The sequence below is a fragment of the Planococcus sp. YIM B11945 genome, assembly GCF_050864155.1.
Classification (GTDB): domain Bacteria; phylum Bacillota; class Bacilli; order Bacillales_A; family Planococcaceae; genus Planococcus.
Genome location: NZ_JBOZWR010000001.1, coordinates 583,262 through 606,784, shown reverse-complemented (window position 1 = coordinate 606,784; position 23,523 = coordinate 583,262). Strand labels below are relative to the sequence as shown.

23 protein-coding genes are annotated in these 23,523 nt (G+C 41.5%); 16 read left to right on the top strand and 7 right to left on the bottom strand.

The genetic code is table 11. The annotated features are described in order from the left end of the window. Nucleotides 1–2 precede the first annotated feature (2 nt). Complete coding sequence (locus tag ACRRQV_RS03205; protein WP_432527555.1) at nt 3–854, top strand: DUF2785 domain-containing protein; 852 nt, start codon at nt 3–5, stop codon at nt 852–854. Between the two features lie 34 nt (nt 855–888). On the opposite strand, the gene ACRRQV_RS03200 is transcribed toward ACRRQV_RS03205, so the two are convergent. After that, on the bottom strand, nt 889–1,608 hold the full coding sequence (locus ACRRQV_RS03200) for a cytochrome c biogenesis CcdA family protein (protein WP_432527553.1): 720 nt from the start codon (nt 1,606–1,608) through the stop codon (nt 889–891). 116 nt (nt 1,609–1,724) lie between these two features. Between ACRRQV_RS03200 and ACRRQV_RS03195 the strand changes: the two genes are divergently transcribed. Further along, nucleotides 1,725–2,549, top strand: coding sequence for an MBL fold metallo-hydrolase (locus tag ACRRQV_RS03195; protein WP_432527551.1), 825 nt, complete (start codon nt 1,725–1,727; stop codon nt 2,547–2,549). 597 nt (nt 2,550–3,146) lie between these two features. Here ACRRQV_RS03195 and ACRRQV_RS03190 read toward each other — a convergent pair. Together ACRRQV_RS03190 and ACRRQV_RS03185 are read right to left on the bottom strand one after the other, a co-directional pair. Continuing rightward, complete coding sequence (locus tag ACRRQV_RS03190; protein WP_432527549.1) at nt 3,147–3,692, bottom strand: hypothetical protein; 546 nt, start codon at nt 3,690–3,692, stop codon at nt 3,147–3,149. 21 nt (nt 3,693–3,713) lie between these two features. Beyond that, on the bottom strand, nt 3,714–4,010 hold the full coding sequence (locus ACRRQV_RS03185) for a hypothetical protein (protein WP_432527547.1): 297 nt from the start codon (nt 4,008–4,010) through the stop codon (nt 3,714–3,716). 280 nt (nt 4,011–4,290) lie between these two features. On the opposite strand from ACRRQV_RS03185, the gene ACRRQV_RS03180 reads away from it, so the two are divergent. From ACRRQV_RS03180 to ACRRQV_RS03165, 4 genes are all read left to right on the top strand, one after another. Then, the gene (locus ACRRQV_RS03180; RefSeq protein WP_432527545.1) at nt 4,291–4,944 is read left to right on the top strand and encodes a VanZ family protein; all 654 of its coding nucleotides are present in this window, start codon (nt 4,291–4,293) and stop codon (nt 4,942–4,944) included. 243 nt (nt 4,945–5,187) lie between these two features. Beyond that, nucleotides 5,188–5,688 carry a DUF4275 family protein gene (locus ACRRQV_RS03175; RefSeq protein WP_432527543.1) on the top strand — a complete coding sequence of 167 codons (501 nt, stop codon included), beginning with the start codon at nt 5,188–5,190 and terminating at the stop codon, nt 5,686–5,688. A 456-nt stretch (nt 5,689–6,144) separates the two neighbouring features. After that, a complete protein-coding gene (locus ACRRQV_RS03170; protein WP_432527541.1) occupies nt 6,145–6,522 on the top strand; it encodes a DUF4288 domain-containing protein in 378 nt (125 codons plus the stop codon). 333 nt (nt 6,523–6,855) lie between these two features. Beyond that, nucleotides 6,856–7,086 carry a hypothetical protein gene (locus tag ACRRQV_RS03165; protein ID WP_432527539.1) on the top strand — a complete coding sequence of 77 codons (231 nt, stop codon included), beginning with the start codon at nt 6,856–6,858 and terminating at the stop codon, nt 7,084–7,086. A gap of 190 nt (nt 7,087–7,276) precedes the next feature. On the opposite strand, the gene ACRRQV_RS03160 is transcribed toward ACRRQV_RS03165, so the two are convergent. Together ACRRQV_RS03160 and ACRRQV_RS03155 are read right to left on the bottom strand one after the other, a co-directional pair. Further along, nucleotides 7,277–7,861, bottom strand: a complete 585-nt coding sequence (locus ACRRQV_RS03160; protein WP_432527743.1) for a HEAT repeat domain-containing protein — start codon at nt 7,859–7,861, stop codon at nt 7,277–7,279. Nucleotides 7,862–7,930: 69 nt separating this feature from the next. Further along, the gene (locus ACRRQV_RS03155) at nt 7,931–8,221 is read right to left on the bottom strand and encodes a hypothetical protein (protein WP_432527537.1); all 291 of its coding nucleotides are present in this window, start codon (nt 8,219–8,221) and stop codon (nt 7,931–7,933) included. A gap of 778 nt (nt 8,222–8,999) precedes the next feature. Here ACRRQV_RS03155 and ACRRQV_RS03150 point away from each other — a divergent pair. The 6 genes from ACRRQV_RS03150 (at nt 9,000) to ACRRQV_RS03125 (ending at nt 17,011) form a co-directional block, all read left to right on the top strand. Then, on the top strand, nt 9,000–9,767 hold the full coding sequence (locus ACRRQV_RS03150; protein ID WP_432527535.1) for a sporulation protein: 768 nt from the start codon (nt 9,000–9,002) through the stop codon (nt 9,765–9,767). 184 nt (nt 9,768–9,951) lie between these two features. Then, entirely contained in the window at nt 9,952–10,716 is a 765-nt protein-coding gene (locus tag ACRRQV_RS03145; protein ID WP_432527533.1) for a sporulation protein, read from the top strand. A gap of 126 nt (nt 10,717–10,842) precedes the next feature. Beyond that, nucleotides 10,843–12,444 (top strand): pyruvate oxidase, encoded by a 1,602-nt coding sequence (locus ACRRQV_RS03140; RefSeq protein WP_432527531.1) that lies wholly within the window; start codon nt 10,843–10,845, stop codon nt 12,442–12,444. 276 nt (nt 12,445–12,720) lie between these two features. Continuing rightward, nucleotides 12,721–13,179, top strand: coding sequence for an NUDIX hydrolase (locus ACRRQV_RS03135; RefSeq protein WP_432527529.1), 459 nt, complete (start codon nt 12,721–12,723; stop codon nt 13,177–13,179). A gap of 251 nt (nt 13,180–13,430) precedes the next feature. Beyond that, entirely contained in the window at nt 13,431–14,000 is a 570-nt protein-coding gene (locus tag ACRRQV_RS03130) for a hypothetical protein (protein WP_432527527.1), read from the top strand. Between the two features lie 254 nt (nt 14,001–14,254). Further along, nucleotides 14,255–17,011 carry a bifunctional diguanylate cyclase/phosphodiesterase gene (locus tag ACRRQV_RS03125; RefSeq protein ID WP_432527524.1) on the top strand — a complete coding sequence of 919 codons (2,757 nt, stop codon included), beginning with the start codon at nt 14,255–14,257 and terminating at the stop codon, nt 17,009–17,011. 163 nt (nt 17,012–17,174) lie between these two features. On the opposite strand, the gene ACRRQV_RS03120 is transcribed toward ACRRQV_RS03125, so the two are convergent. After that, the gene (locus ACRRQV_RS03120; protein WP_432527522.1) at nt 17,175–18,830 is read right to left on the bottom strand and encodes an ABC transporter substrate-binding protein; all 1,656 of its coding nucleotides are present in this window, start codon (nt 18,828–18,830) and stop codon (nt 17,175–17,177) included. A 100-nt stretch (nt 18,831–18,930) separates the two neighbouring features. Between ACRRQV_RS03120 and ACRRQV_RS03115 the strand changes: the two genes are divergently transcribed. The 4 genes from ACRRQV_RS03115 (at nt 18,931) to ACRRQV_RS03100 (ending at nt 22,602) form a co-directional block, all read left to right on the top strand. Further along, on the top strand, nt 18,931–20,187 hold the full coding sequence (locus ACRRQV_RS03115) for an MDR family MFS transporter (RefSeq protein WP_432527520.1): 1,257 nt from the start codon (nt 18,931–18,933) through the stop codon (nt 20,185–20,187). A gap of 14 nt (nt 20,188–20,201) precedes the next feature. Next, complete coding sequence (locus ACRRQV_RS03110) at nt 20,202–20,759, top strand: AAA family ATPase (protein WP_432527518.1); 558 nt, start codon at nt 20,202–20,204, stop codon at nt 20,757–20,759. Nucleotides 20,760–20,860: 101 nt separating this feature from the next. Further along, complete coding sequence (locus ACRRQV_RS03105) at nt 20,861–21,778, top strand: aldo/keto reductase (protein WP_432527516.1); 918 nt, start codon at nt 20,861–20,863, stop codon at nt 21,776–21,778. Nucleotides 21,779–21,864: 86 nt separating this feature from the next. Beyond that, nucleotides 21,865–22,602: a ZIP family metal transporter gene (locus tag ACRRQV_RS03100; RefSeq protein WP_432527514.1), complete on the top strand. Its 738-nt coding sequence runs from the start codon at nt 21,865–21,867 to the stop codon at nt 22,600–22,602. 66 nt (nt 22,603–22,668) lie between these two features. Here ACRRQV_RS03100 and ACRRQV_RS03095 read toward each other — a convergent pair whose 3' ends face one another. Continuing rightward, on the bottom strand, nt 22,669–23,514 hold the full coding sequence (locus tag ACRRQV_RS03095; protein WP_432527512.1) for an NAD(P)H-hydrate dehydratase: 846 nt from the start codon (nt 23,512–23,514) through the stop codon (nt 22,669–22,671). Nucleotides 23,515–23,523: the final 9 nt, after the last annotated feature.

Here is a 23,523-nt window from a genome sequence, read left to right as displayed (position 1 = left end):
AGATGAAAACAGCAAACGAACAACAGATGGCAAGCACACAAAAAGTGAAAAGACTCTTACAAAAGTTTCATGCTGGGGAAGAGACGTATGATGCCACTGAAGATGCATATTTGGTGCCTTGCATGATGGCACACATCGGGTCGACTGACAGTGAACTTCGAGACCGCTTGATTTACGGAGGCTTTTACAAATTGATTCTTGGTGGCCAGCTGTCTCATAAGACTCTTATTGGATTAGCCGAAAAAAGTTTAAGCGATCAGTTTTTGATGAAAGGAATCGAGCAAAGAGAAAGCGATGCCATTTTTACGCGTTCCTTTACGACGTTGCTTTTGGCGCTGATCATCCAGAAAGACAATAACAGCGATTTTCTGCCGGCACCTATGGTCCAGCAAATAAATGATCGGATGCTGGAATATTTGGATGCAGAAAAAGACGTGAGAGGCTTTGTGCCAGGTAAAGGCTGGGCCCATAGTGTGGCCCACGCAGCTGATGTATTTGAAGAATTGGCAAAAAGCCAGAAACTGGGGTCTGATTCCCACTTAAAGCAACTTCATGCATTGTGGGGTAAAGCGTTGATCTCTGACAGTGTCTATTTCCATGAAGAAGAAGAGCGGCTCCTGGTTCCCATCATTGAGTTGGCGAAAAACAGGGGAGCTATTAAAGAGATTGAAACACTTTTATCTAAGCTTCCGGAAAGGATTGCTGCTCAAAAAGAACATTTGGAAGAAGAAAACTACTGGTTTTTATTCGCCAACTGCAAATTGTTCCTTAAAAGTTTTTACATTAAAGCGGCTGATGATCCGGAGCTGAATCCGCTACAAGCATCAATCAAATCATCGTTCCCTCATTATTGAACAAAAAAGCCCGGCTCAGTAGCCGGGCCATCCATCACGTCAACAGCGATTGCACAAAAAGCTGGAAATCCGAAGTCCAGATGTTCAAATAATACATTTTGTTAAAGTAAATCATCATGCCAAGGGCAACTATGATTGTTCCGCCAAATTTCATCAATGCGGCCGAATATTTAAGGACAAGCCGGGTTTTGCCGATAAAAAAGGCCATGATGATAAAAGGAATGCAAAACCCGAGCGAATAAGCCGTGACGACCGCAATGGTTTGTGCGGGATTAACCAAACTGCCATACGTAATGATGGCGCCAAAAATTGGCCCGATGCATGGCGTCCAGCCGGCCGAAAAGACAAATCCGACCACGAATGAATTCAAGTAACTGGACGATTTCTTTTTATAATCCAAGCGTTTTTCTTTGAACATGAACTCCGGCTTGATGATGCCCATCAAGAACAAACCCATGAAAACTAGGAAAATTCCGCCGAGCGACTGGATCAGCACTTGGTTGGTCCGAAATAAGCCGCCGATTGTGCTGAGCGAAAATCCCAGCACATAGTAAATGATGGAAAAGCCAAGTGAAAAGAAAATAGAGTGGATGAAAATTTTCTTGCGGAACGACGCTTCTTTGTTTTCTTTCAATTCATTGACTGAAACTCCTGTGATATAGGAGACGAAAGAGGGATAAAGCGGCAAGCAGCAAGGGGAAACAAACGCCAAAAATCCGCCTGCAAGGGCGACAAGTATCGTGATATTTTCCATGTTTAACACCTCAGACATACTATACCACAGGCATTTCCGAGCTTTCCCAAAGTTATTCCTATTTTATGGCAAAAAATTGAACGACATGAAAATCTAACACGAATAGGGTGGGTGCGATGAAAGCCTTTATTTGTACGACTTGCGGAATACAATACGCAGAAGCACCAAAAGAGCCGGAAAGGTGCATCATTTGCAGCGAGGAACGGCAATACGTCAATCCGGCGGGGCAGTCGTGGACAACACTTGAAGAAATGGAAAACGGAGATGAGTATAAAAATAAAATTCAGCGAGAGGAAGCGGGCCTCTACAGCGTCCATACGTTGCCTCATTTTGCAATCGGCCAGGTTGCATATATTGTCCAAGGCGAAAACTTTAACGTGTTATGGGACTGTCTTACGTATTTGGATGCTTCTACGATTGAGCACATCAAGCGGTTAGGCGGGATCGACGCCATCGCCTTGTCCCACCCGCATTATTACGCAACTCAAGTAGAGTGGGCAGAAGCGTTTGATGCCCCGATTTACATTCACGAAGATGACCGGCAATGGATCGTGAGGCCGAGCGAAAGAATCGTTTTTTGGTCAGGCGAACAACTGGAACTGGCTCCAGGGATTCGGCTCCACCGCTTAGGCGGCCATTTTAAAGGAGCGGCGGTATTGGAGTGGCAGGAAGGATGCAGCCAAGAAGGCGTGCTGCTGCCGGGCGATACGTTTCTGGTTGTTCCTGATCCTGAATGGGCAACGTTTTTATACAGCTACCCGAATAAAATTCCGCTGCCGGCAAAAACGGTCGAACGGATGGCCAAGCAATTGAAACAGCTGAAGTTTAACCGGGTATACGATGCGTTCCATCAAATGATGCCAGAAAATGCCCACCTGCGCGTCCAAAAATCTGCGAAGCGCTATATCGATGCGGCGAATGGTGATCTTTTTGATACGTAATCATAAGACAAATGAAGTTATACTCGTTGTCTCACTTTAATGTATAGTTCATGAAAATTTGAGCATTATTCTTCATTTAATGTACCGCTGCTTATTTTAAAAGCTTCAGTAAAAGTAAGAAATTATAGTTTTTTATAATTTAGTGCTTTTCATATACGATAAATTTAGGGATTAAAAATTTTCTTCTCCTCCTTGATTTTGATGAAAAGTGTTCAAAAAGGTATATGTGAACTCGAGAACGTTCGTAAAGTGTTTTATCACGTTTACAAACGTTCTTTTAGCCGTTTTTTATCCCTTTTTGAAGTGTACATAAAAGTGTGTTTTTACGAACGGTTATAAATAGCATTGATTTTCTACTGAGGCATAAAGTAAATGGGGATTATGTTACAATTAATGTAAACGGAAAATTCTTTTAATATTGAATGTCTTAAATATGCATTTGATCTATCGGTAGGCAAATCTTAATGTAACCGCACGATCTTTAGTCGCCCACAAGAATGTTCATCTTGAACCCCTTCAGACAACGTAAAAAGCCACCATTATATTAAGGATGGTGGCTTTTTCATTTTGAGTATTTTAATTAAATAGTTTAGCCCTTTATATTTTATCAGCAATATCCTTCAACCTTGCAAGATTCTCTTCTAAATGGACTTTATTTGGAAAATTATATTCTAGTAATTTAGAGTAAAAGTCATTTCCTGAAATAATTAAAGAGTTTATAAATTCTTTGTGTTCTAAAATAAACAGTTGTTTACTTTCTAGCTCATACTCGTGATATATCGTACATTCTAGTTTATTATTCCCTTTTTTAACCAACTTAATAATTCTTGGTTCAATCCCTAACATTGTTTCACTTGATTCTTTTTCTATAAGACTAACAAGTAAGTCTACAAAATTATCCCATAGATTTAAGCCTTTATTTTCATATCCCACAATTATTTTATTATTTTTTATGACAATTGCCATATTAAGATATTCGGGAGTAATACTTTCTTTGTTTAGTAAATCAATTATTTCATCTTTATTCTTAATACTTATATAGCAAAATTCTGGGTACTCCAAAAAAAGTTTTTCTGAATAATAATTAAATTGGGTCTCTATTTGGGTTTTAGGACGAGCAATATATGTTTCAATTGTATACAAAGATAGTCACCTCATTAAAAACTAATATGCTAAGCCTTTTTGACTTTCTCCTACATTCCATTGGTAAGGATAAACTGTAGTAACTGAACCGTTTGTTAAAACTAGTCTATATGGTTTATTTAGATACCTTCCATCTAAAACAACTCTGTCCTTATAATTGTTCAAAATTTTCTTTTCGTTATCCTTATAGTTAGCTGCTGTTATAATTACATTTTCGACATCGCAAAAAGTAAAATAATCTTCAAAGAACGTATTATAAGAGCCAAATCCCAGACTTATCCAATATTTCGGATGGTGTTTTGAAAGAATATGTTCCATTCCCCAGTCCTCGGTACCGTGTTCGAGGACAATTTTTTTACTAGATCCCTTAATCTGAATTGATATCAGATCGCTATATCTAGAATAGCTATACCCATAATAATTTTCTATAGCTTGTTCAACCTGTGCTTCTTGGTACTTATAATATGTTTTGACAGATTTCCATCCTATTTTGGTAGCATATACTAAATTTCAAACTCTTGCATCTTCTTAATAACCAATAGGTACAATGGTAGGATCTAATGAAGATCATGTACTAATAGATTCTAAATCCACAATATTGATCCGTGAGTATAAAGAAAAAGGGTTTACTCAAGAGCAAGCAGTTGCGCGGGCTTTAAGGGAGTTCGGTGACGTCGAAACCATCCAATCAGGTCTGCAAGATACGGTGCACCCAAACAATAAAATCCTGAAAAGCATCAGCTGGATTTTATTTAATATATATACGGCAATTGGACTTTGGTTTTTGTTGTTTGAAAGAATGCTCTACCGGCTGGTAAATTGGGGTTCATCCAATTGGTACTTTTGGTATCCCGAAGGAACTTCCACCTTCTTCGGTGCAGAAGTTTGGAAATTAAATACGAACATCATTCCTTTTCTAAATACATACAACTATCTAGTCGGCAGTCAGCATTATAATCTAGACATCATTCTTTTTAATACGCTCGGAAATATTTTGATTTTCGTTCCCTTAGGCATTTTTCTTTCGTTCCTATTCAGCCGTTTCAGAACCTTTTCGAAAGTAATGATGATTGGCTTTATGGTTACCGTCTCCATTGAGCTTTTGCAGTTCTTCCTGCAACTGGGCCAATTTGACATCGATGACATACTCCTGAATACGATTGGCGCTCTTCTTGGCTATTTCGTTTATAAGAGCATCAGGAAAGTATGGAATACATTTCAAGCAGGGAAAACGAAAAAAGCAATCCATTAAAGAAGGAAAAATCATTTAAAATAGGTTAACATAAGAGGGATTACCGGAAGGGAAGGAGCATAATAGCTTCTTTCCTATTTTGTTGTCTGTATAAGTGTACTTCTACGAACGCTTTCATTCCCAAAATTAGCTAGCTACCTTTGGAGTGTTTGGGTATATTCGAATAAACGGTTTCTGAATTCTCATTTTCCAAAATAATGCCCAAATGACGATTATAAGGGTTGTGTAGGAGGGGTAAGCAAGTTGGACGAATTAGTACAAATGCAAATAAAGCGGTTGCGGGATATGAATTTTGATGCTGAACTGTTGCTGAGCAAGAGAGGCGAGTTAGAACAGCGATGGGAAGAAGCTTTTGCGAAGGATTTAAGCAAAGCACAAAAAAGAAAGATCGCTTTTCCGCAGTGCATGTGGAATGCATTCAGCTGGAACAAAATTGAATGCCTAAAAGAGCAGGTGGCAGTAGATGCGTTCAATCAGCAAAAGAAGGCAAGATGCTATCTGTTCTATGCGAATATCGACGATGCATTGTTCATCAAAAAGGCTAATCGAATAAAAGCAGAAGATATCATCCATACCGATAGCCCTGCTATCGAAAAAACTTTTACTAGTGTCCACAATAATCAATCCTACTTTAACTCCGTTGAAGAACTGCGTGCAGATCTTTATGTCGTCGATGAACACTTTACCTGGACATATGTTCTGACACATGAAGAAGGCTGTGGTCCATACTTTTATAAGCCGTAACAGTTTCTTTTTTTACAAATCCTCGGTTAAAGAATGAAACAAATAAGACGATTTCATATTATTTCGAAGAAATGCCATTTCTAGTTTACCTATCAGCACTTATCAAAAGCTGCTTAAATTCGAATAGAGAGAAGAGGCTGATTATGGCCTATTTTCTCCATTTTCGTCCTTAAAAGCGTCCTTTTATGAACGGTTCATCGAGGACTATGTTGATTCAATAGGCAGGTTCTTATTTGACAGAGGCCATCCATTAAAGAACCATTCAATAAATCAGATTAGGAAGGATATTCCAGTGGTTCTGGAGAATCTATTTCTAAACTTACTTTGAAAAAGAAATAGTTATATTAAGTTATGGATATGCGTCATGAATTAACTAACTTTTGCCTTTAGTTCATTCCGAATCTGTCCAGAGAAGAGCTTTAATGCGATAACCTGAATTTCAGAGGGGAGAAGAACATGAAAAAGAGGCTACGTAAAAAAATGAATAAGGATTGGGAATGGTATGCAGTAAAGGTCTTGTACGCATGCATCATCTCGGAAGAGCGTTCTCAAGAAACGATGGATATAGCTTCACCAAGAGATCACAAGACTTTTGAGGAAACTCTCTTTCTCATAGAAGCTCCTTCTGAAGAGCAGGCTTATGCATTTTGTAAAAAGGAAGTGATAAAGCAGGAAGTGGACTATTTAAATGTATACGGCCAAAAGGTTGAATGGAAATTTATAGAGACGATCGATTGTTTTAATTTATTTAATAGACAACTTCAAACTGGCACAGAATTGTATTCACGCTTTTTGTATGTTCCCGACACGATATCCACTGAAGAAGTCATTTAGCATTACTACCCAGAAACGGTCGCAGAAGAACTGGTCGACAAGAATTTTCTTCTTAAAAACAAAGGTTTTAATACAAGTCCAAATTCAACTTAAAGAATGGCGCATCTTCAAGAATGGCAAAGCTTCTTCAACCTGAGAAATGTATCGGTTGAAAAAGCACATTAGGAGAGGGGATTTTTCATCAGTTTGAATGTAACTTAAGTGCAGTTAAGTTACATTCAAACTCAATAGGAAAATAACTAAAAGGTTTTTAATATGTTAAAAAAAGGAAAGTCGATTGCCGATGAAGAATTATTAAATATAAATTATTTGATACTAAAGGCGGTGAATTAAATGAAAGAAATACTAGTAGGGGGAATCGGGATTTTATCAGGAGTGATTTTATTCGGACTGACACTAGTGGGCGCAGCGATTTATTCTCCTTATTTAGCAACAGTAGGTTACTCTTCTGAATTAGGGTTATATGTCACAGCCCTAAAGGAAATTGGAATTTTACCAATAGTAATCAGCATTGCACTTTTTACTTCTAGAGGTTATTTTCTAGTCAAAGATCTGAAAAGTTAATTGCCAATTATATTACCTATAAAATTATTGGCTCATTAGAATGTAGATGAGTCTTTTTTGTAGTTTTGAATGTAACTTATTGTGAATTAAGTTACATTCATTTTCGCCAGAGCAGTAGACATCGGTACACTATTAAATCAGCAATTCAATCGAATTGCTGATCATAAATTAAAGAAAAGGCTTTCTCGTTTCAAAGTTCTCTCTTTGTAAAATTTTCTGCTAGCAACTTCTTTTCTTCTTCAAAAAGAAACTCCCATTTTTTGTGCGTTATCCATTTAAAAAACTCTTGGATTTCTACTTGTTTATTCTTAAAGTACATAAGAAACTCTAGCGCATTTTTCAATTCTTCGCTTTCAGTACCTCTTTTCCTTTTTAATATCGCTTTAATTCGTTCAGATACAGGTACGATGGCGGTCTCATTTCCATGCTTTTTAATGGCTGACATAGCATAAGACTTTACGGAAGCAGAATGACTTTGTAACGCTTCTAAGAAAACAGGCAACAAAGAATCGTCCCCTATTTCGCTTATTGCCAAAATAGCAGAACATTTTACATCTTCCTTTGGATTATCGATTAAGTTAATTAAATATGGAATTGATCTATTGGAACCAATATCTGATAATACAGAAACGGCATAAACTAGATCATACTTATCACTAGAGTCTTTTATGATATTGATTAAAGTTTCTTCTGCAACTGGGTGTATGCATCCCCGTAAGGAATTAATAGCCGCATGTCTGATGGCCCAACGTTCATCTTGGACATACTTTAATATACTTGCACACTCTGCTAGGTTTTTTTGTTCTGCAAGTCCTTCAAGTAAATCTACTAAAGCATATTTATTTTATTCTTTTTCAAGCCATTTCAAAAGGACATTGACCGCGTATTTATTTCCTGTATTTTTCCCTATTTTTCCGAGAATGTAATAAATCTTCCTTCTAATCTCTCCATTTTTACTTTTTTCTAACAGATCATCAAGAAAAGGAATGACATTTGGGTCTGATAACTGCTCTGCTTTTCGGTGGGCATTCCAGGACAAAGTATCATCGTTTATGTAACCTTTCTCTCCTTCATTTTCTAGACTATCTTTTTCTGACATTTGTTTTATCATCTCTACCAAGTCTTTTTCATTCATTGTGTATGTCTCCTTAGCCAATTTTTTATTTCAATAATTCAAGGATTTACCACAAATTATGCAGAATTAAAGGTAAAATTATCAACAGTCTTACCTTATTTTAATACAAACACCTGTAGTAAAAGGATCTGCCAAAGCCAAAAAGTTTCTTTTTTGTTCTATTTGAATGTAACTTATTGGCAAGTAAGTTACATTCAACACCTTGCTGCCATTATGTTACTAGAAAAAAGAGAATCACTACACTTTTTAAGAAAATAAGGTACATTCGAACTGCAATTATTAAAAGTGTTCCAAGTAGGTTTTGTCGATTAATCGGTTTACATATCAGCAGATGATCGAAAAAAGAATATACTGGTAGAAGAAGGGAATGTATCTTTTATACATTCACGTTTGATTGTTCGCAAAATATCAATTATATGAACAATATTGGATAGAAAAGTTAAAACTCTAGTTTATTATATTCATAACTTAAACATCCTAATAAGTTTTCATAAATGTTTTATACTCTTATTAGTTAATATTATGAAAAATCGCCAAAAGTTTTGTATATGAAGTAAAGACTTCGAAATACCTGCTTTCTCTATATTAAAGTTACTGGTTTTTAAAATTCTAAGCAAAATATAGCGCGAAATTGATGCATCCCATCTTTCAAAGTTACATCCGGTTGAAAGGATGTTTTTTTGTAGTTTTAGATTTATTTTTAAAAATCTGCAACATTTACTAAAGTAATCCGTATTAGAAGCAGGAATTGAATAAGAAGCCATGAGGAGGAATTAAGATGTCATTTTTCGATAAAGTGAAAGCAAGTGCAGGAATCGGCAATGCAAAAGTGGATACCATTGTAAATGGAGCTAGCGTAAAACAAGGCGGCCAAGTCGCTGGGGAAGTCAGGATTTTGGGCGGTGCAGTCGAGCAGCAAATTAACGCAATTTATTTGGCAGTGGAAACGTCTGTATTGATTGAGCACGACGACCGCAAATACCGGCAAGACATGGAAATTCAACGCCACAAAGTGAGCGAAGGCTTCGTGATTGGAGCAAAAGAAGAAAAAGTTATTCCATTTTCATTTGCTTTATCTTATGAAACGCCGATGACTGTTGGAAAAACTGAAGTATGGCTGAATACGGTGCTGGATGTGCCTTTTGCAGTGGATCCGAAAGACCGCGACTATCTGCAAGTAGGCGGAACGGACGCTGCGGAAACGCTTCTAGCCGCTGTTCAGCAGCTGGGCTTTACGACAAAAGCCGTCACCAACCTAAAAAGCCGTCAAACGAAAAGCGGCGTAGTGCAGGAATTTGAGTTTTATCCAGGATCAGACTTTAGAAGGCACTTTAGTGAACTGGAGCTCCTACTGCTGTCGGATGCAACCGGGACATCGGTTTACATTGAAATGGATCATAAAGCTAAAGGGCTAGGCGGCTTGCTTGCACAAGCGCTCGACATGGACGAATCCAGGCTGTCAATTAGATTTAGTAGAAACGATATGATTAGCACATCAAAAGCGGCTCAAGAAATACGGGAAGTACTTCTTTCAAATGTTCGCTAATTGGGTCTGAAACTGTTCCTTCTGAGGAACAGTTTTTTAATGGAGAAAATTACAATCAACATTGCTTGTGTTAACGGAATGTTTTTTCTTTGTAAATATTCTCCTTCTATGATTTTGGAAAAGTAAAAAGCCCACCAAAGTGTTATAATAGATTGAAAATACAGAAATATCAGGAGGGATGACAATGGCAACGTTCGATAAAGTCAGATCATCTGCCGGAATCGGCAATGCAAAAGTAGATACGTACGTACACGAAGCTCGTGTAAAACAAGGAGAAACGGTATCAGGCGATATCATCATTGTTGGCGGTGAGAACGAACAGCCAATCAATGCCATATACGTTTCCTTGATGACTTCCGTGGTAGTGGAACAAAACGGCAAAAGAGCGATGGAAAACTTTGAAATCCAGCGTGTTAAAGTGAGCGATTCTTTTTCCATTAATCCGGGAGAAGAAAAAACTGTACCGTTCGCATTTGATGTATCCCTCCAAACGCCGCTAACTGTGAAACGAATCGAAGTATGGCTCAAAACGGCTTTGGATGTTCGTTTTGAGTGCGAACCCAAAGACAACGACTTGATAAACGTCACGGGGTCTGAAACAGCCAAAAACATTTTGATGGCCCTACAGCAAATGGATTTTGCAATAAAAAGAGTTTTTAACATAAAAAGCCGTATTACGGAAAGCGGTATTGTCCAAGAATTTGAGTTTTATGCAGGCGGCGACTACCAAAAGAATTTTAAAGAACTCGAACTTGTTATGATTCAGAACATGAACGGTGTTACGGTTTTTATTTCTACAGACAATGGAGAAAGTGAAAGAACATTGTTTTTGGCACAGAGGATAAGAAGAGATGATCCCTTAATTTCAGTTCATTATAACGATGTACCAAGTGTTGAAACGGTGGCTGAACAATTGCACGACTTGTTTGTCAATAAATCTCGGAAGTAAACCAATGAAATCGCTATATTTTAAATCCCGAAACAACCGTTCGGGATTTTTACTGTTTAATGGACGCCTGCAAAAGGTATGTGCAAAAGACAAGGCGAAAATATGAAGGGACAAGGAGGAAAACGAATGTTTGAACGCACTGCAGGAAGTTATGTCATCGAGCAGTTAAAGGAATGGAACATCGACCATATATACGGAATGCCGGGGGATTCGATCAATGAGTTCATGGAAGAATTGCGAAAAGATGGAACGATTCGTTTTATCCAAATACGTCACGAAGAAACCGGTGCGCTTGCCGCTGCCGCTTATTCAAAACTGACCGAACGAATTGGGGTTTGCTTGTCGATTGCCGGACCTGGAGCCGTCCATTTGCAAAATGGCTTGTATGATGCAAAAAAAGACAAAACGCCGGTATTGGCATTGGTCGGCCAAATCAGCAGCACCATAGTCGGAACAGACAATTTTCAAGAGCTGAAGCTCGAATCGATGTTTGAAGAAGTGGCTGTTTTCAATCGGCGCGTCCAGAGCGCAGAGCAATTGCCGGATATGCTGAACCAAGCCATTCGGACGGCTTATGCCGAAAAAGGACCGGCAGTTTTAATTGTTTCGGATGATTTGTTCAGCACCAAAATCAAGCGGGATGAACCGATTGCTTCTTCTGTTTATACGGTTCCGAAAATCCGGGCAGCTGAAGAAGATTTGGTGGAAGCGCTCGAATTGATCAATCAAGCGGAAAAACCGGTGATTTTGGCAGGAAAAGGAGCAAGGCATGCTGCCGGCGAAGTGCTGGCATTTGCTGAGAAAATCAATGCCCCATTGATTGCTTCGCTTCCCTCAAAAGGAATGATTCCGGATAGCCATCCCCATAATCTAGGGCAGCTCGGCCAATTGGGAACAAAACCTGCAGCGGAAGCGATGCAGGAAGCGGATTTGGTAATTTTAGCTGGAACCGCTTATCCGTACCGGCAATACCTGCCAAAAAACGTTCCGGCCATTCAAATCGATATTGACTCGAGTGTCATTGGCAAATATTATCCGGCAACCGTTGGGATAGTCAGCGATTTAGCCTCGGCGCTTTCTTGGCTGTCAAGCCGATCAGAAGAAAAAGCAGACGCCTTTATGAACCGATATAAAGAAAAGCGAAACGAATGGCATGCACAGCTGCAGCAAGATATGGAAAAAGAAACGGAAATGCTCCAACCTCAGCAAGTGTTGGCTGAAGTGCAGCGGGTACTGGACGAAAATGCGGTCGTCTCGCTCGATGTGGGGAATGTCACGATTTGGACAGCCCGCTATTTGCAACTGTCTAACCAATCGCTCGTTTTATCAGCCTGGCTTGCGACCATGGGCTGTGCGCTGCCTGGAGCGATTGCAGCAAAGCTTGCTTATCCTGAAAAACAAGTGCTTGCCTTAGCGGGCGATGGTGGCTTTTCGATGGGCATGCAAGACTTAGTCACGGCCGTCAAATACCAGCTTCCGATGACGGTAGTCGTATTCAACAACCAAAAAATTCAATTGATAGAGCACGAACAAAAAGAAAAAGGCAACACGCCGACAGAGATTGAACTTGCCAATATCGATTTTGCCGCTTTTGCAAAAGCTTGTGGCGGGGAGGGCTATACTGTAAAAACACGAGAAGAACTGGCTCATGCGTTAGCGGCAGCAAAGGCGAGCATAGTGCCGTCGGTAATTGATGCCTATGTAGAAGATAATTCTCCTTTTGAGTAGATCCAGCCTTAAAACAACTAAAAGCAGCTGCCGTTCAATTGGCAAGCTGCTTTTAGCTGTTTTTGTTCATGAAAGCAACAAAGTAAATGAAGGATCTGGAAAATAATTTCTTTTTTCATATATCAAAAGCATTATAAATATGAGAAGATATAATTAAAAATGAAACTAATTTCATAAAAAAATCGTCTAAATAATATTCGTAATTTTGGCAATAATGTGGCTAAATTTAAACCTAATCAACGTAGAGCATTCATTCAGAAAGGGGGCGGAATCTCTGTGGATTATGTAAAAGAATTAAGAGAAAAAGTTGGGCATATGCCATTGATTCTGCCAGGCGCTGTTGTGTTAATGCTTAACGAACAAAGTGAAGTTTTACTCCAGCAGCGGACAGACGGCGGTTGGGGATTGCCAGGCGGCTTAATGGAACTTGGAGAAAGCTTAGAAGAAACCGCAAGGCGAGAAGTTAAAGAAGAAACTGGTTTGGAAATTGGAGCTCTCCAGCTATTGGATGTATTTTCAGGGCCAGACTATTATTTCAAAGTTTCCAATGGCGATGAACTCTATTCGGTGACAGCTGTATTCGTGACAACCGATATTCAAGGGTCTATGAAAATGGATTCTGCAGAATCACTGGATTTGAAATTTTTTAATTGTGGCAATTTGCCTGAAGGATTGACCGCAGAATACCGAAGCTACCTTTTCAGTTATTGTACCTTTCAGCCGACCACTGCATAATGTGCAGCAGAACCGCTTTGGCTATTATTCAGGAATTATTTTTTGCTTTTTCCGAAAAGCTGATTTTATAAGCAGAAGCCATTTCCGAATGAAGAGCTGGTTTTTGTTCCCTGCAACTAAAACCGACCGCTTGTCGGCTTACTTTTTCCTAAGCCTTTGGCCTGGCAGGGAAGTGGGCTCTCGCCTGATGTGTAAGTGATGAAATAAATTTAAACTGAAAATAGAGAAACCCTTAAAAAGAAGGTGAAGAAATGGAAATTTACCTCGTATTTACAGATACGAAAACCCCATTAGCACGACTGGTGAAAACTTGTACTCAACATACATACGGCCATGTTTCCTTGTCGTTTGACCCAAACTTAGAAACCATGTACAGTTTTGGGCGGAAAGATGTCGAAAATGCATTTGTTGCTGGCTTTGTCCAAGAAGATGTGCAAAACAGATTGTTCCAGCGCGCATATTGTGCGGTTTATCGATGCACGGTCAGCAAAAAAGGCTACTGGAAAATGTGGGCTTACGTCAAAAACATGGAAAAGCAAAAAGATCTGTATAAATACAATCTTTCCGGCTTGTTTGGCGTTTTACTGCAGCGGAATTTTGATCGCAAAGACGCGTTTTTCTGTTCGCAATTTGTGGCAACGGTTTTATCAGAAGGCGGAATTCGAGTTTCGGATAAACCGGCAAATTTAGTGAGTCCACGCGATATCTACTTGGCAGCGGGATTGAAAATTGTTTATTGCGGGCCCATGAACGAGTATCCCATGCATAAAAAAGAACTGTTCTATTATGAAAACAAACGAGGGCTAATGAGCGCGTTGTAATGTTTAAAATTCGCTTTGAGGTCAAAAAAAATTATAAAGCCAGCCTGTGCGTATGAGTCAGGCTGGCTTTTTGTTTGAAAAAAATGAATTTTCTATATTCAATGCTGAATCCATGAAGTATGATAAAAATAGAACATATTGTTTAAAAACTGTAAAGAAAATAGCCAATAAGACCGATAAACAATTTGATGGCTTTTTGCAGGAATATGTAGAAAAGTTAATGATTATAAGAAATAGAATGGGAGAGTTGCTGCATGCTCGAAGAACAAACACGATACTCTCGTTTGGCGCATATTACAAAGTTGATCAACTCGAAAATGGACCTTCGGGAAATGCTTGAACAAGTGGTAACTGCAATATCCGAGGAAATTGTCCAATGTGATTCCGTAGGGATTTACTTGCCACAAGAAGACGGCCAATTCAGGGGTTATGTTGGAAAACCCGAAGTGATCAATGGCATGACGCTCGATATGCATGTTGTGGATACTGAGTATGATTTGTTGGCTAAAGAAGTGATCGAAACAAAAAAAACCATTTACATACCGGATACATCAAAAGACAACCGGCCGGATCCAAGAGCGGTTCAAGGATTTAAAATCAAATCGTTATTGGCGTTGCCCATTACATACGAAGATGAATTGTTTGGAGTAGTTTTTTTGTTTGATTACGGCATTCCGATGAACTTAAAGCAAGAAGAAATTCAAACCGTAGAAGCTTTTGTCAATATGGCTGGAGTGGCAATCCGCAATGCCGCCAACTTTTCTCGGAAAGAAGACTTGCTTTCCGAAAAGCAATTGTTGCTAGATTTAACGCGGGATTTATCACTAGCTTCTGATATGCAGGAAGTATTAGATAAATGCTTTTTCTATGTAGGTGAAGTATTGAACAACCAAAACGTCGGAGTCCATTTGCTTGATCCGTTGGCTGAAAAGAAAATCAAACCCGCAAGCCTTAGCCAGGATAGCGATTGGACAGAAGAAGATTGGATGGAAATACACGGCAAGGCCCAAATGGATCCGAAAGAAGACGAAGTGTTTCAAGAAGTAATCCGTACCAAACAAGCATTGCTTATCCCAAATGTAATGGCTGATAATCGGCCCAATCATGACTTGTGCAGTATCTTTGGCATAAAAGGCATGTTTATGGTGCCCTTGGTGGCCATGGGTGAAATTTTGGGGGCTTTGGCTATTGTGGAACTGGAAAAAAGTGAGATGTATTTCTCGGAAACGGATATCCAGTTGGCGCAATCAATTGCCGATGCTACAGCGGCAACCTTATCCAATTTGCTGTACATGGAAAAACAAGAAGTCATTATCGAAGAACGAACCTCAGAAATTCGCATCAAAAACAATGAGCTGGAACGGGTCGTTTGGGAGTTGGAAAATCTGAGCCGGGAGCGGGAATTGATTTTAAATTCAGCTGGCGATGGAATTTTCGGCCTGGATTTGGACGGAACGATTACGTTTTGCAACGCGGCCAGCGAATCGCTTCTGGGCTATGAAAAAAATGAATTGATCGGAAAATCAGCCAATATTATTTTCGAAAATTCCAGCCAAAGTAATATTTCATCATCTTTATCCCAAACTCAACATTTTTGCAAAAAAGATGGCACAAGCTTTTTAGTAGAATACGTCATTTCCTCGATTAAAGAAGGCAACACCATTTTAGGGCAAGTGATTACGTTTAAAGATATTACCGAACGCCAAAAGCTGGAAGAAGAAATCAAATATTTGGCTTACTATGACAACTTGACCGACCTGCCGAACCGTATTCTATTGAACGATAAATTAGACCTGGAATTGATCGAAGCTAAAAAAAATGGGAGAAAGATAGCCGTTTTGTATTTGGACTTGGATCGCTTCAAATTCATCAATGACAGTTTAGGCCATAGTTTCGGCGATCTTTTGTTGAAAGAAGTAGCCGGGCGCTTGACTGAAAATGTACCGGAAGATGCGTTTGTTTCCCGTCAAGGCGGCGACGAATTCATGATTGTCCTGACAAATATCGAAAGCAAGCTGGATGTTTTGAAGGTCGTCGAAAACGTCTCCAATGCGTTTTCTCCTCCGTTTTCGCTCAAAGGAAACGAAATTTACATCAAAACAAGCATTGGCATCAGCATGTCACCTGCAGATGGCACGACTGCGGAAACGTTGATCATGAATGCAGACACGGCGATGTACAAGTCAAAAGAAAAATCAGGAACGTATTATCACTTTTTTGAAAATGATATGAGCGACCGCAATATGGAAAGCATCAAATTGGAAAATGCGTTGTATAAAGCGTTGGATAAAAATGAACTGGAGATTTACTACCAGCCGCAAATTGACGGCCATACGAATAAACTTCTCGGAGTAGAAGCATTGCTGCGCTGGAATCACCCAACCGAAGGCATGGTCTCTCCGATTGATTTTATTCCCATTGCCGAAGCAACCGGGTTGATCATTCCAATCGGCCGCTGGGTTCTGGTCAATGCAAGCAAGCAGTTAAAAGAGTGGCATGCCGATGGCCATTCCTCGATTACGATGTCCGTGAATTTATCCGGCCGCCAATTCGAAGAAGACAATTTGATTTCGATGATTGAAAGCATTCTGCGGGAATTGGATTTGGCTCCCGAATTCTTGCACATTGAATTAACGGAAAATCAAATCATCAAAAATACCGAAGTGACGATGAAGAAAATGAAAGAGCTCAAGCAGCTTGGCGTAAAAATCGCCATCGATGATTTTGGTACCGGTTATTCATCGCTAGGCTATCTGAAAAACTTTCCCATCGATGCCTTGAAAATCGATAAGTCGTTTGTCCAAGAAGTGGTGCAAGACGATTACAATGCCGCCATCACCAACACCATCATTACGTTGGCCCAAAACTTGAATTTGAACGTCATTGCAGAAGGCGTCGAAACAAAAGAGCAGCTGGACTTTTTGTTGGGTAAAGATTGTTTTATAATGCAAGGCTATTACTTTAGCCGGCCGATTCAAGCGAAAGAGCTGGCTAAAAAATATTTAAGATAAAACTGATGATAATTTTTAGTTTGAAATAAAAACAGCCCTCATATTATTTGGGCTGTTTTTGTGTTTAATATGTAAGCAATCGTTTATTTAAAGGCAAGAAAAACAGATGATTAAAAGCGACTTTTCCTTAATGGCAAAGTGGTTGAGTGATCAGGCGGTTTTTTCAATCAAGCCGCGGACGCAGCCATAGTTTCGAAAAATCCGCATAGCCAAAATGGCTGATGTTGACGTTGGCCAAATCGATGGAAAAAGGAATTTGGCGTTTAACGTAATAAAGTGGTACGACAACCGACGATTCCATCAAGGATTTTTCGACTTTTAAGTTTAAAGCGGTCCATTGTTCAAAAGGCGTTTGGGCATAGTCTTTCAAATAACGCGAAAGTTGTTCGTTTTCCTGCAATACGCGGGCGAGGGGCGACTGGCCGTTGGTCAAGAAATGATAAAACGAAAAGTTTTGGTTCATCTCGAAAACTTCTCCGTGGATAAACAAATCCGCTTGATTGTTTTGCCGGTCATCAAACGTATAGTCTTTAAACGGCAAATGCAAGACTTCGAACGGAACCCCTTCTTTTTCGAAGACCGACTCGAGCCAGTCGCTGATGGTTTTGACGTATCCGGTCGTCTTTAATACGAGCGGCTTTTCAAAGTTTGGCCGGCCGATTTTTGGCGGGACGTATTTTTGGTCATGTCCGGCCAAGCAGCTTTTGTGATTTGGAGATACATTGGCTTCGAGCCGGTCGATTTCGTGCCGGTGTTTTGCGATGATGTAATGAAGAAAGGCACGGACTTCCTTCCGGCTGATATCTGTTTGGCGGAAAGCATTCATGATCACGACACCAAACCCTGAATCGCTTTCAACTTGAAAAGTGGCGTTAGGTTTTTCTTCTGCAGCGGAGCGATAGGCAAAGTCGACGTCTTCCGGCACGACGACAAACTCCACGGCATCAAGCAAAGGCCGTTCGCGGAAATGCTCTTTGAAGGCAACCAGTTTGGTTTTGTTTTTGTGGCCGCCTTCTACATAAAACCCGCCGGTGCCGCTTAACTGCCCCTCAACTTCTTTGTAGATGCTCGAATTAATCATGCCAAGCATTTGAAGGCAATAGCTGCAGCCTTGCGGATGATGCAAATCGACGACGAGCGGCGCTGGGCTTTCAATGTTCGCAATCGGCTGCCACAACTCTTTATAATGCGCGTGATTTTTTAATCGGATTAAGCACTCCACAACGTCGTCAGCCGTCATTGTCGAGCCATCGTGGAATTTCACGTCTTTTTTTAAATACAATCTTAATTTTTCAGGGAAAAGGTCCCAACTGTGTGCCAGTTCTGGTGCAATGATTCCATTGGCATCCACCGCAACAAGCCGGTTAAAGACATTCGCGGCAATGCTTGCCCCGTGCACTTCTGCTGTCTCAAGCGGGTGCATCGTCAACAAAGGATAGCGCCTCGGGATGATGAGTTTATCGTGTTCGGTCGTGCTTTGAACGTAGCCGAATTTGGATTGAAATTTTTTCACGATCCGTTCTTTGCTGGTAGACGACCAATCATACAACAAATATTTGCTGCTTTTTTCAATGCCTTCTGCATCAATCATATCATTGAGCAGTTCTTCGTAATATTCTTCGACGTTTTTCAGCCATTTCAGCTGGGAAGCATTGCCTCTTCCACGTCCAGATTCATACGAGAACCATCCTTGTTCAACCCATTTTTTTATTGACCGTGTGGTTTGCCGCACACTCAACTGCAGGAGTTCGGCCAATTCTTCTTGCTTCACCTCTCCCGAAGGAATGGATTGCCATAAGGCGAGTAAATGTTTTTCCATCGCGATCTCCTTTATTAAAAGCTGACATTATAATTTAGATTGTCTATTTTTCATTTCTTCTGTCTAGTTTAATATACATAATACAAGGGAGGGAGACAACATGAGTTGGAAAGATTATCCTCAAAACATTAAAGTGCGCCTTATCACCTCGTTTTTTAACCGAGCCGTGTCTTCTGCCGTTATGCCATTCATGGCGTTGTTTTTCTCGCAGGAAATGGGCAAAATTTGGGCCGGGGCTTTTTTAGCAGGCACGGTGATCATCAGCTTCATCATCAATTTGATCGGCGGCTATGTATCGGACCGTTTCCAACGCAAAAAAGTCTTGCTCGCAACGTCTTCTTTGAATGCGTTGATGTTTTTCTTGATGCTGGTGAGTTTATTGCCGGAATCCAATTTTATCGCTTTGTTTGCTGCGGCGTATGTGGCGTTTATTGTTACGAGCAGCCTGGGGCGGCCAGCGATGCACGCCATCATCATCGATTCCACGACGCCAGAAAACCGGAAAGCGGTGTATGCCCTCGATTACTGGTTCGTTAACTTGTCGATGGCGATCGGCACCGCTTTAGGGGGACTGCTGTACATTAGCCACAAAGTAGAGCTTTTTGCTTTATTGACAGCCATCAGTGCTATGCTGCCGATCGCCTATAAAATTTGGCTGATCGATGAAGGCGCCATGCGTTTGGCGAAAAAGCATCAAAATGTCCTGGTGGATATGCTTCACAATTACAAAGTGGCGTTTCAAGATTGGCCTTTTGTCAAAGTGGTGGCTGGCTCGATGTTCATTTTTGCAGCCGAGTTTTCGCTCAACAGCTATATCGGTATCCGACTAGCCGAGACATTTGATCCGCTAAAAGTTGGCGATTTTGAAATTTCCGGCGTCCGGATGCTCAGTGTCTTGAATATTGAGAACATGCTGGTTGTGGTGTGTTTTGCATTTCTGATCAACAAATTTACCGACCGTTTTTCAAAGCAGCGCGTTTTGCTCGCCGGGCTTTTCATGTATTCAATCGGTTATATCGCCGTAACGTCGGCAAACTCGTGGCAAGTATTGATCGCATTCACTTTGATTGCGACGCTCGGAGAATTGGTTTATTCGCCAGTTCGCAATGCAGAACAGGCGAATATGATGCCGGCGGACAAACGAGGATCGTATTCGGCTTTTTCCAATTTGTCGTTTAGCGGAGCGGATCTGCTAGCGCGCTCGACAATCATCCTCGGGGCCTTTTTAATGCCTGTGATGATGTCGGTCTTTATCGGCGTGGTTTTATTGATCGGGACTGCATTGGTGTACACCGGTTTGTTCGTAAAGAAAGCGGAAATTGAACCCATACGAGAACATACGATAAAAGAGTCGTAAGAAAAGAGGACGAGATGAAGTTTATTTTATTATTCGGCCCGCAAGCGGCTGGCAAAATGACCATTGGACAGGAACTTGAAAAAATGACAGGCTTGAAATTATTCCATAACCACATGACGATCGATTTGCTTTATCCGTTCTTTGGCTTTAGCCCGGAAATGTGGCGTTTGGCTGATCTGTTCCGCAAAGAGATCTTCCAAACCGTAGCAGGAAGCGAGGTGGACGGCATGATTTTTACGTACGTATGGACTTTTGATATGCAGGAAGATTGGGATTTTGTCGAAAACACCGTTGAAATCTTCGAATCGCAGGGAGATGAAGTGTATTTCGTCGAACTAGAAGCGGATATGGAAGTGCGGCTAGAACGCAATAAAACCGGCCACCGTCTCGAGCATAAGCCGACCAAACGGAATATAGAAGAATCTGAGAAAAACTTGAAAGAATCGATGAAGATTCACCGATTGAATTCACTGGATGGGGAAATCAAACATAGCCGGTATATGAGAATCGACAACACAAACCTTCGTCCGGAAGAGACGGCTGAAATAATCCGAACTCATTTCGGTTTGTGAACGCCTTAACCGGGCCGGTTAAAAGAAAGATGGTTTCACCAAGAAGCTTGTCATGCCAATAAAAGGGTAAACTGATTTTATAAACCGACAGGAGGGAAAGCATGAAGAAACTGAAATTAGGCACAAGCGATTTAAGCGTTTCGGCGATTGCGCTCGGTTGCGTGAGCATGGGGAAACTGGACACTGCAGACGCGGAAAAAGTGGTCCGCAATGCACTTGATTTGGGGATCGATTTTTTTGACCATGCGGACATTTATTCGGACGGCAAATCCGAGGAAGTTTTTGCGAAAGCGATTGGCATGAACCCGTCCATCCGCGAAAAGATTATTGTGCAGTCTAAAGCCGGCATCCGGAAAGGCTTCTATGATTTTTCAAAAGAGCATATTGTGAAGACGGTTGAAGCCAGTTTGAAACGCTTGAACACTGATTATATGGACAGCTTGCTGCTTCACCGGCCGGATGCGCTCGTGGAGCCGGAAGAAGTGGCGGAAGCGTTCGATCACTTATACAATAGCGGGAAAGTGCGCCATTTTGGCGTCAGCAACCACAATCCGCTGCAAATCGAATTGCTGAAAAAACACGTCGATCAAGACTTGATCGTCAATCAGCTGCAATTGAGCGTCATGCACACAGGCATGATCGATGCCGGCGTTCAAGTCAACACGCGCCACGACAATAGCTTGAACCGGGACGGCAGCGTCCTCGATTATTGCCGGTTGAACGATATAACAGTCCAAGCGTGGTCGCCGTTTCGTTACGGAAGCTTTGAAGGATTTTTTGTCGACAACGAAGACATGCCGGAAATCAACGCGAAGCTGCAAGAAATCGCCGATAGCTACGGCGCTACGAAATCGGCAATTGCCATAGCATGGATTTTGCGCCATCCGGCAAAAATTCAAGCGATTGTCGGCACCATGACGCCAGAACGCCTGACAGCTATTGCAAAAGCAGCTGATATTTACATGACGAGGGAAGAATGGTATGAAATTTACCAAGCGGCAGGAAATCTTTTGCCGTAGCCAGGTGCCACTAAGAATATGTAATTCGGTGAGTTCTTGACCAATTCGAAATACTGCTCTTTTTGGCCAAGAAAGGATGTTTGATTATGGGGGCTGCATTATTGTGGGGAGCGGTTGCAGGAGCAGCCAATTTGATCGGTTCCTTTATCGTGCTGGCGGTTGATTTGCCTCAGCGCTTGATCGCTTATGTGATGGCGCTTGGAACCGGTGCTTTGATCGGGGCTGTCTGTTTTGAACTATTGGGAGAAGCGATGAAGCTCGGCGGCTTGACGGACATCGCTCTCGGTTTTTTGGGCGGCGCCGCTTTGTTTACGCTTTTTGATGGACTTGTTACAAGACAAGGCGGAATGCACCGAAAACGTTCGGGCCATGGCCAAGAGAAACTGGCCCATTCTGACGAAAGCACAGGGCTGGCCATTTTTATCGGAACCGTTATGGATGCGGTGCCGGAATCCGCGATGATCGGCCTTGGGCTTGCTCAAGGAGGCGGTGTGGGAATTGCGCTGATTGCGGCCATTTTCATCAGCAATTTGCCGGAAGGGATTTCCAGCACGACGGGGCTAAAAAAAGGCGGCTACAAGACAAAGAAAATTCTTCTCATGTGGGCATTCGTCCTTGTTGCTTCTTCCCTCAGTTCCTTTTTGGGATTTACCGTGCTGGCCCAGGCGTCCGAATCGGTGCACGCCATCATTTCCTCATTTGCAGCAGGTGCCATTGTGGCCATGATTGCGTCTACGATGATGCCAGAAGCGCATGAAAAAGGCGGGCCAATGGTTGGTTTGATTACGGCGTGCGGTGTTTTTATCACTTTGATGCTCGGTTGAAAAAAGTGTTTTGCTGGCTTGCAAAACGCTTTTTTCATTTACATAGCCATTCGCCTTTTTAGGATTCTATTCAAATCTCTTCCATACGTGCGGGAGAAGGTCGGTCAATTCATGAGCGAGCAGCGTATGGGGCGATCGTGTTTCGACCCAGGCATCTGCGCAAGCGCCGTGCAGAAAAACTGCATTCAAGACCGCATGTTTCCAGTCATCATGGATGCACAGCATGCCAAGCAGCATGCCGGTCAACGTATCGCCAGTCCCGCCTTTGGCCAGTGCACTGTTGCCTGTGGGGTTGATCCACGTTTCGCCGCCCGGAAAAGCAATGACGGTATCTTGCCCTTTTAAAACGATGGCAGTTTGCCAAGTGTGGGCCCAAAGTTTCGCTAGCGAAATCCGGTTTTGCTCAATTTCATGAATCGCAATATCGGTCATGCGGGAAAATTCCCCTAAATGGGGTGTTAAAATCGTCGGCGCTTTCCGGCCGTTATAGGTCCTTTTCGACAATGCACCGGCATCTATGACAGTGGGAACTTCGGCTGCTAAAAGCATGTCAATGGCTTTTTCTGTTTGTTCGTTCGGAACAATGCCTGGTCCGACTGCAATTGCCCGGTAAGGGGAAAGGTCAACTTTTCCTTCAGCGATTCTGCCCAAGCCATTTTGTTCATAGGTGGCTTCCGGCAATCGAGGAACAATAACAGCCATCACTTCCGGGTCTGTCCCAATGACCAGTTTGCCGACGCCGCTCCTCATTGCTCCAAGGCCGGCAAGCATCGCCGCTCCAGGCATACGGGCACTGCCAGCGATCAATAAACCGGTGCCGTATGTTCCTTTATGGCTGCTGCTTGTTCGTCTAGGAAGCGTGGACCGGACTTTTTCCATATTCCATTTAGCTGCGTTTTGATTATTGGCCATGCTGTTGTC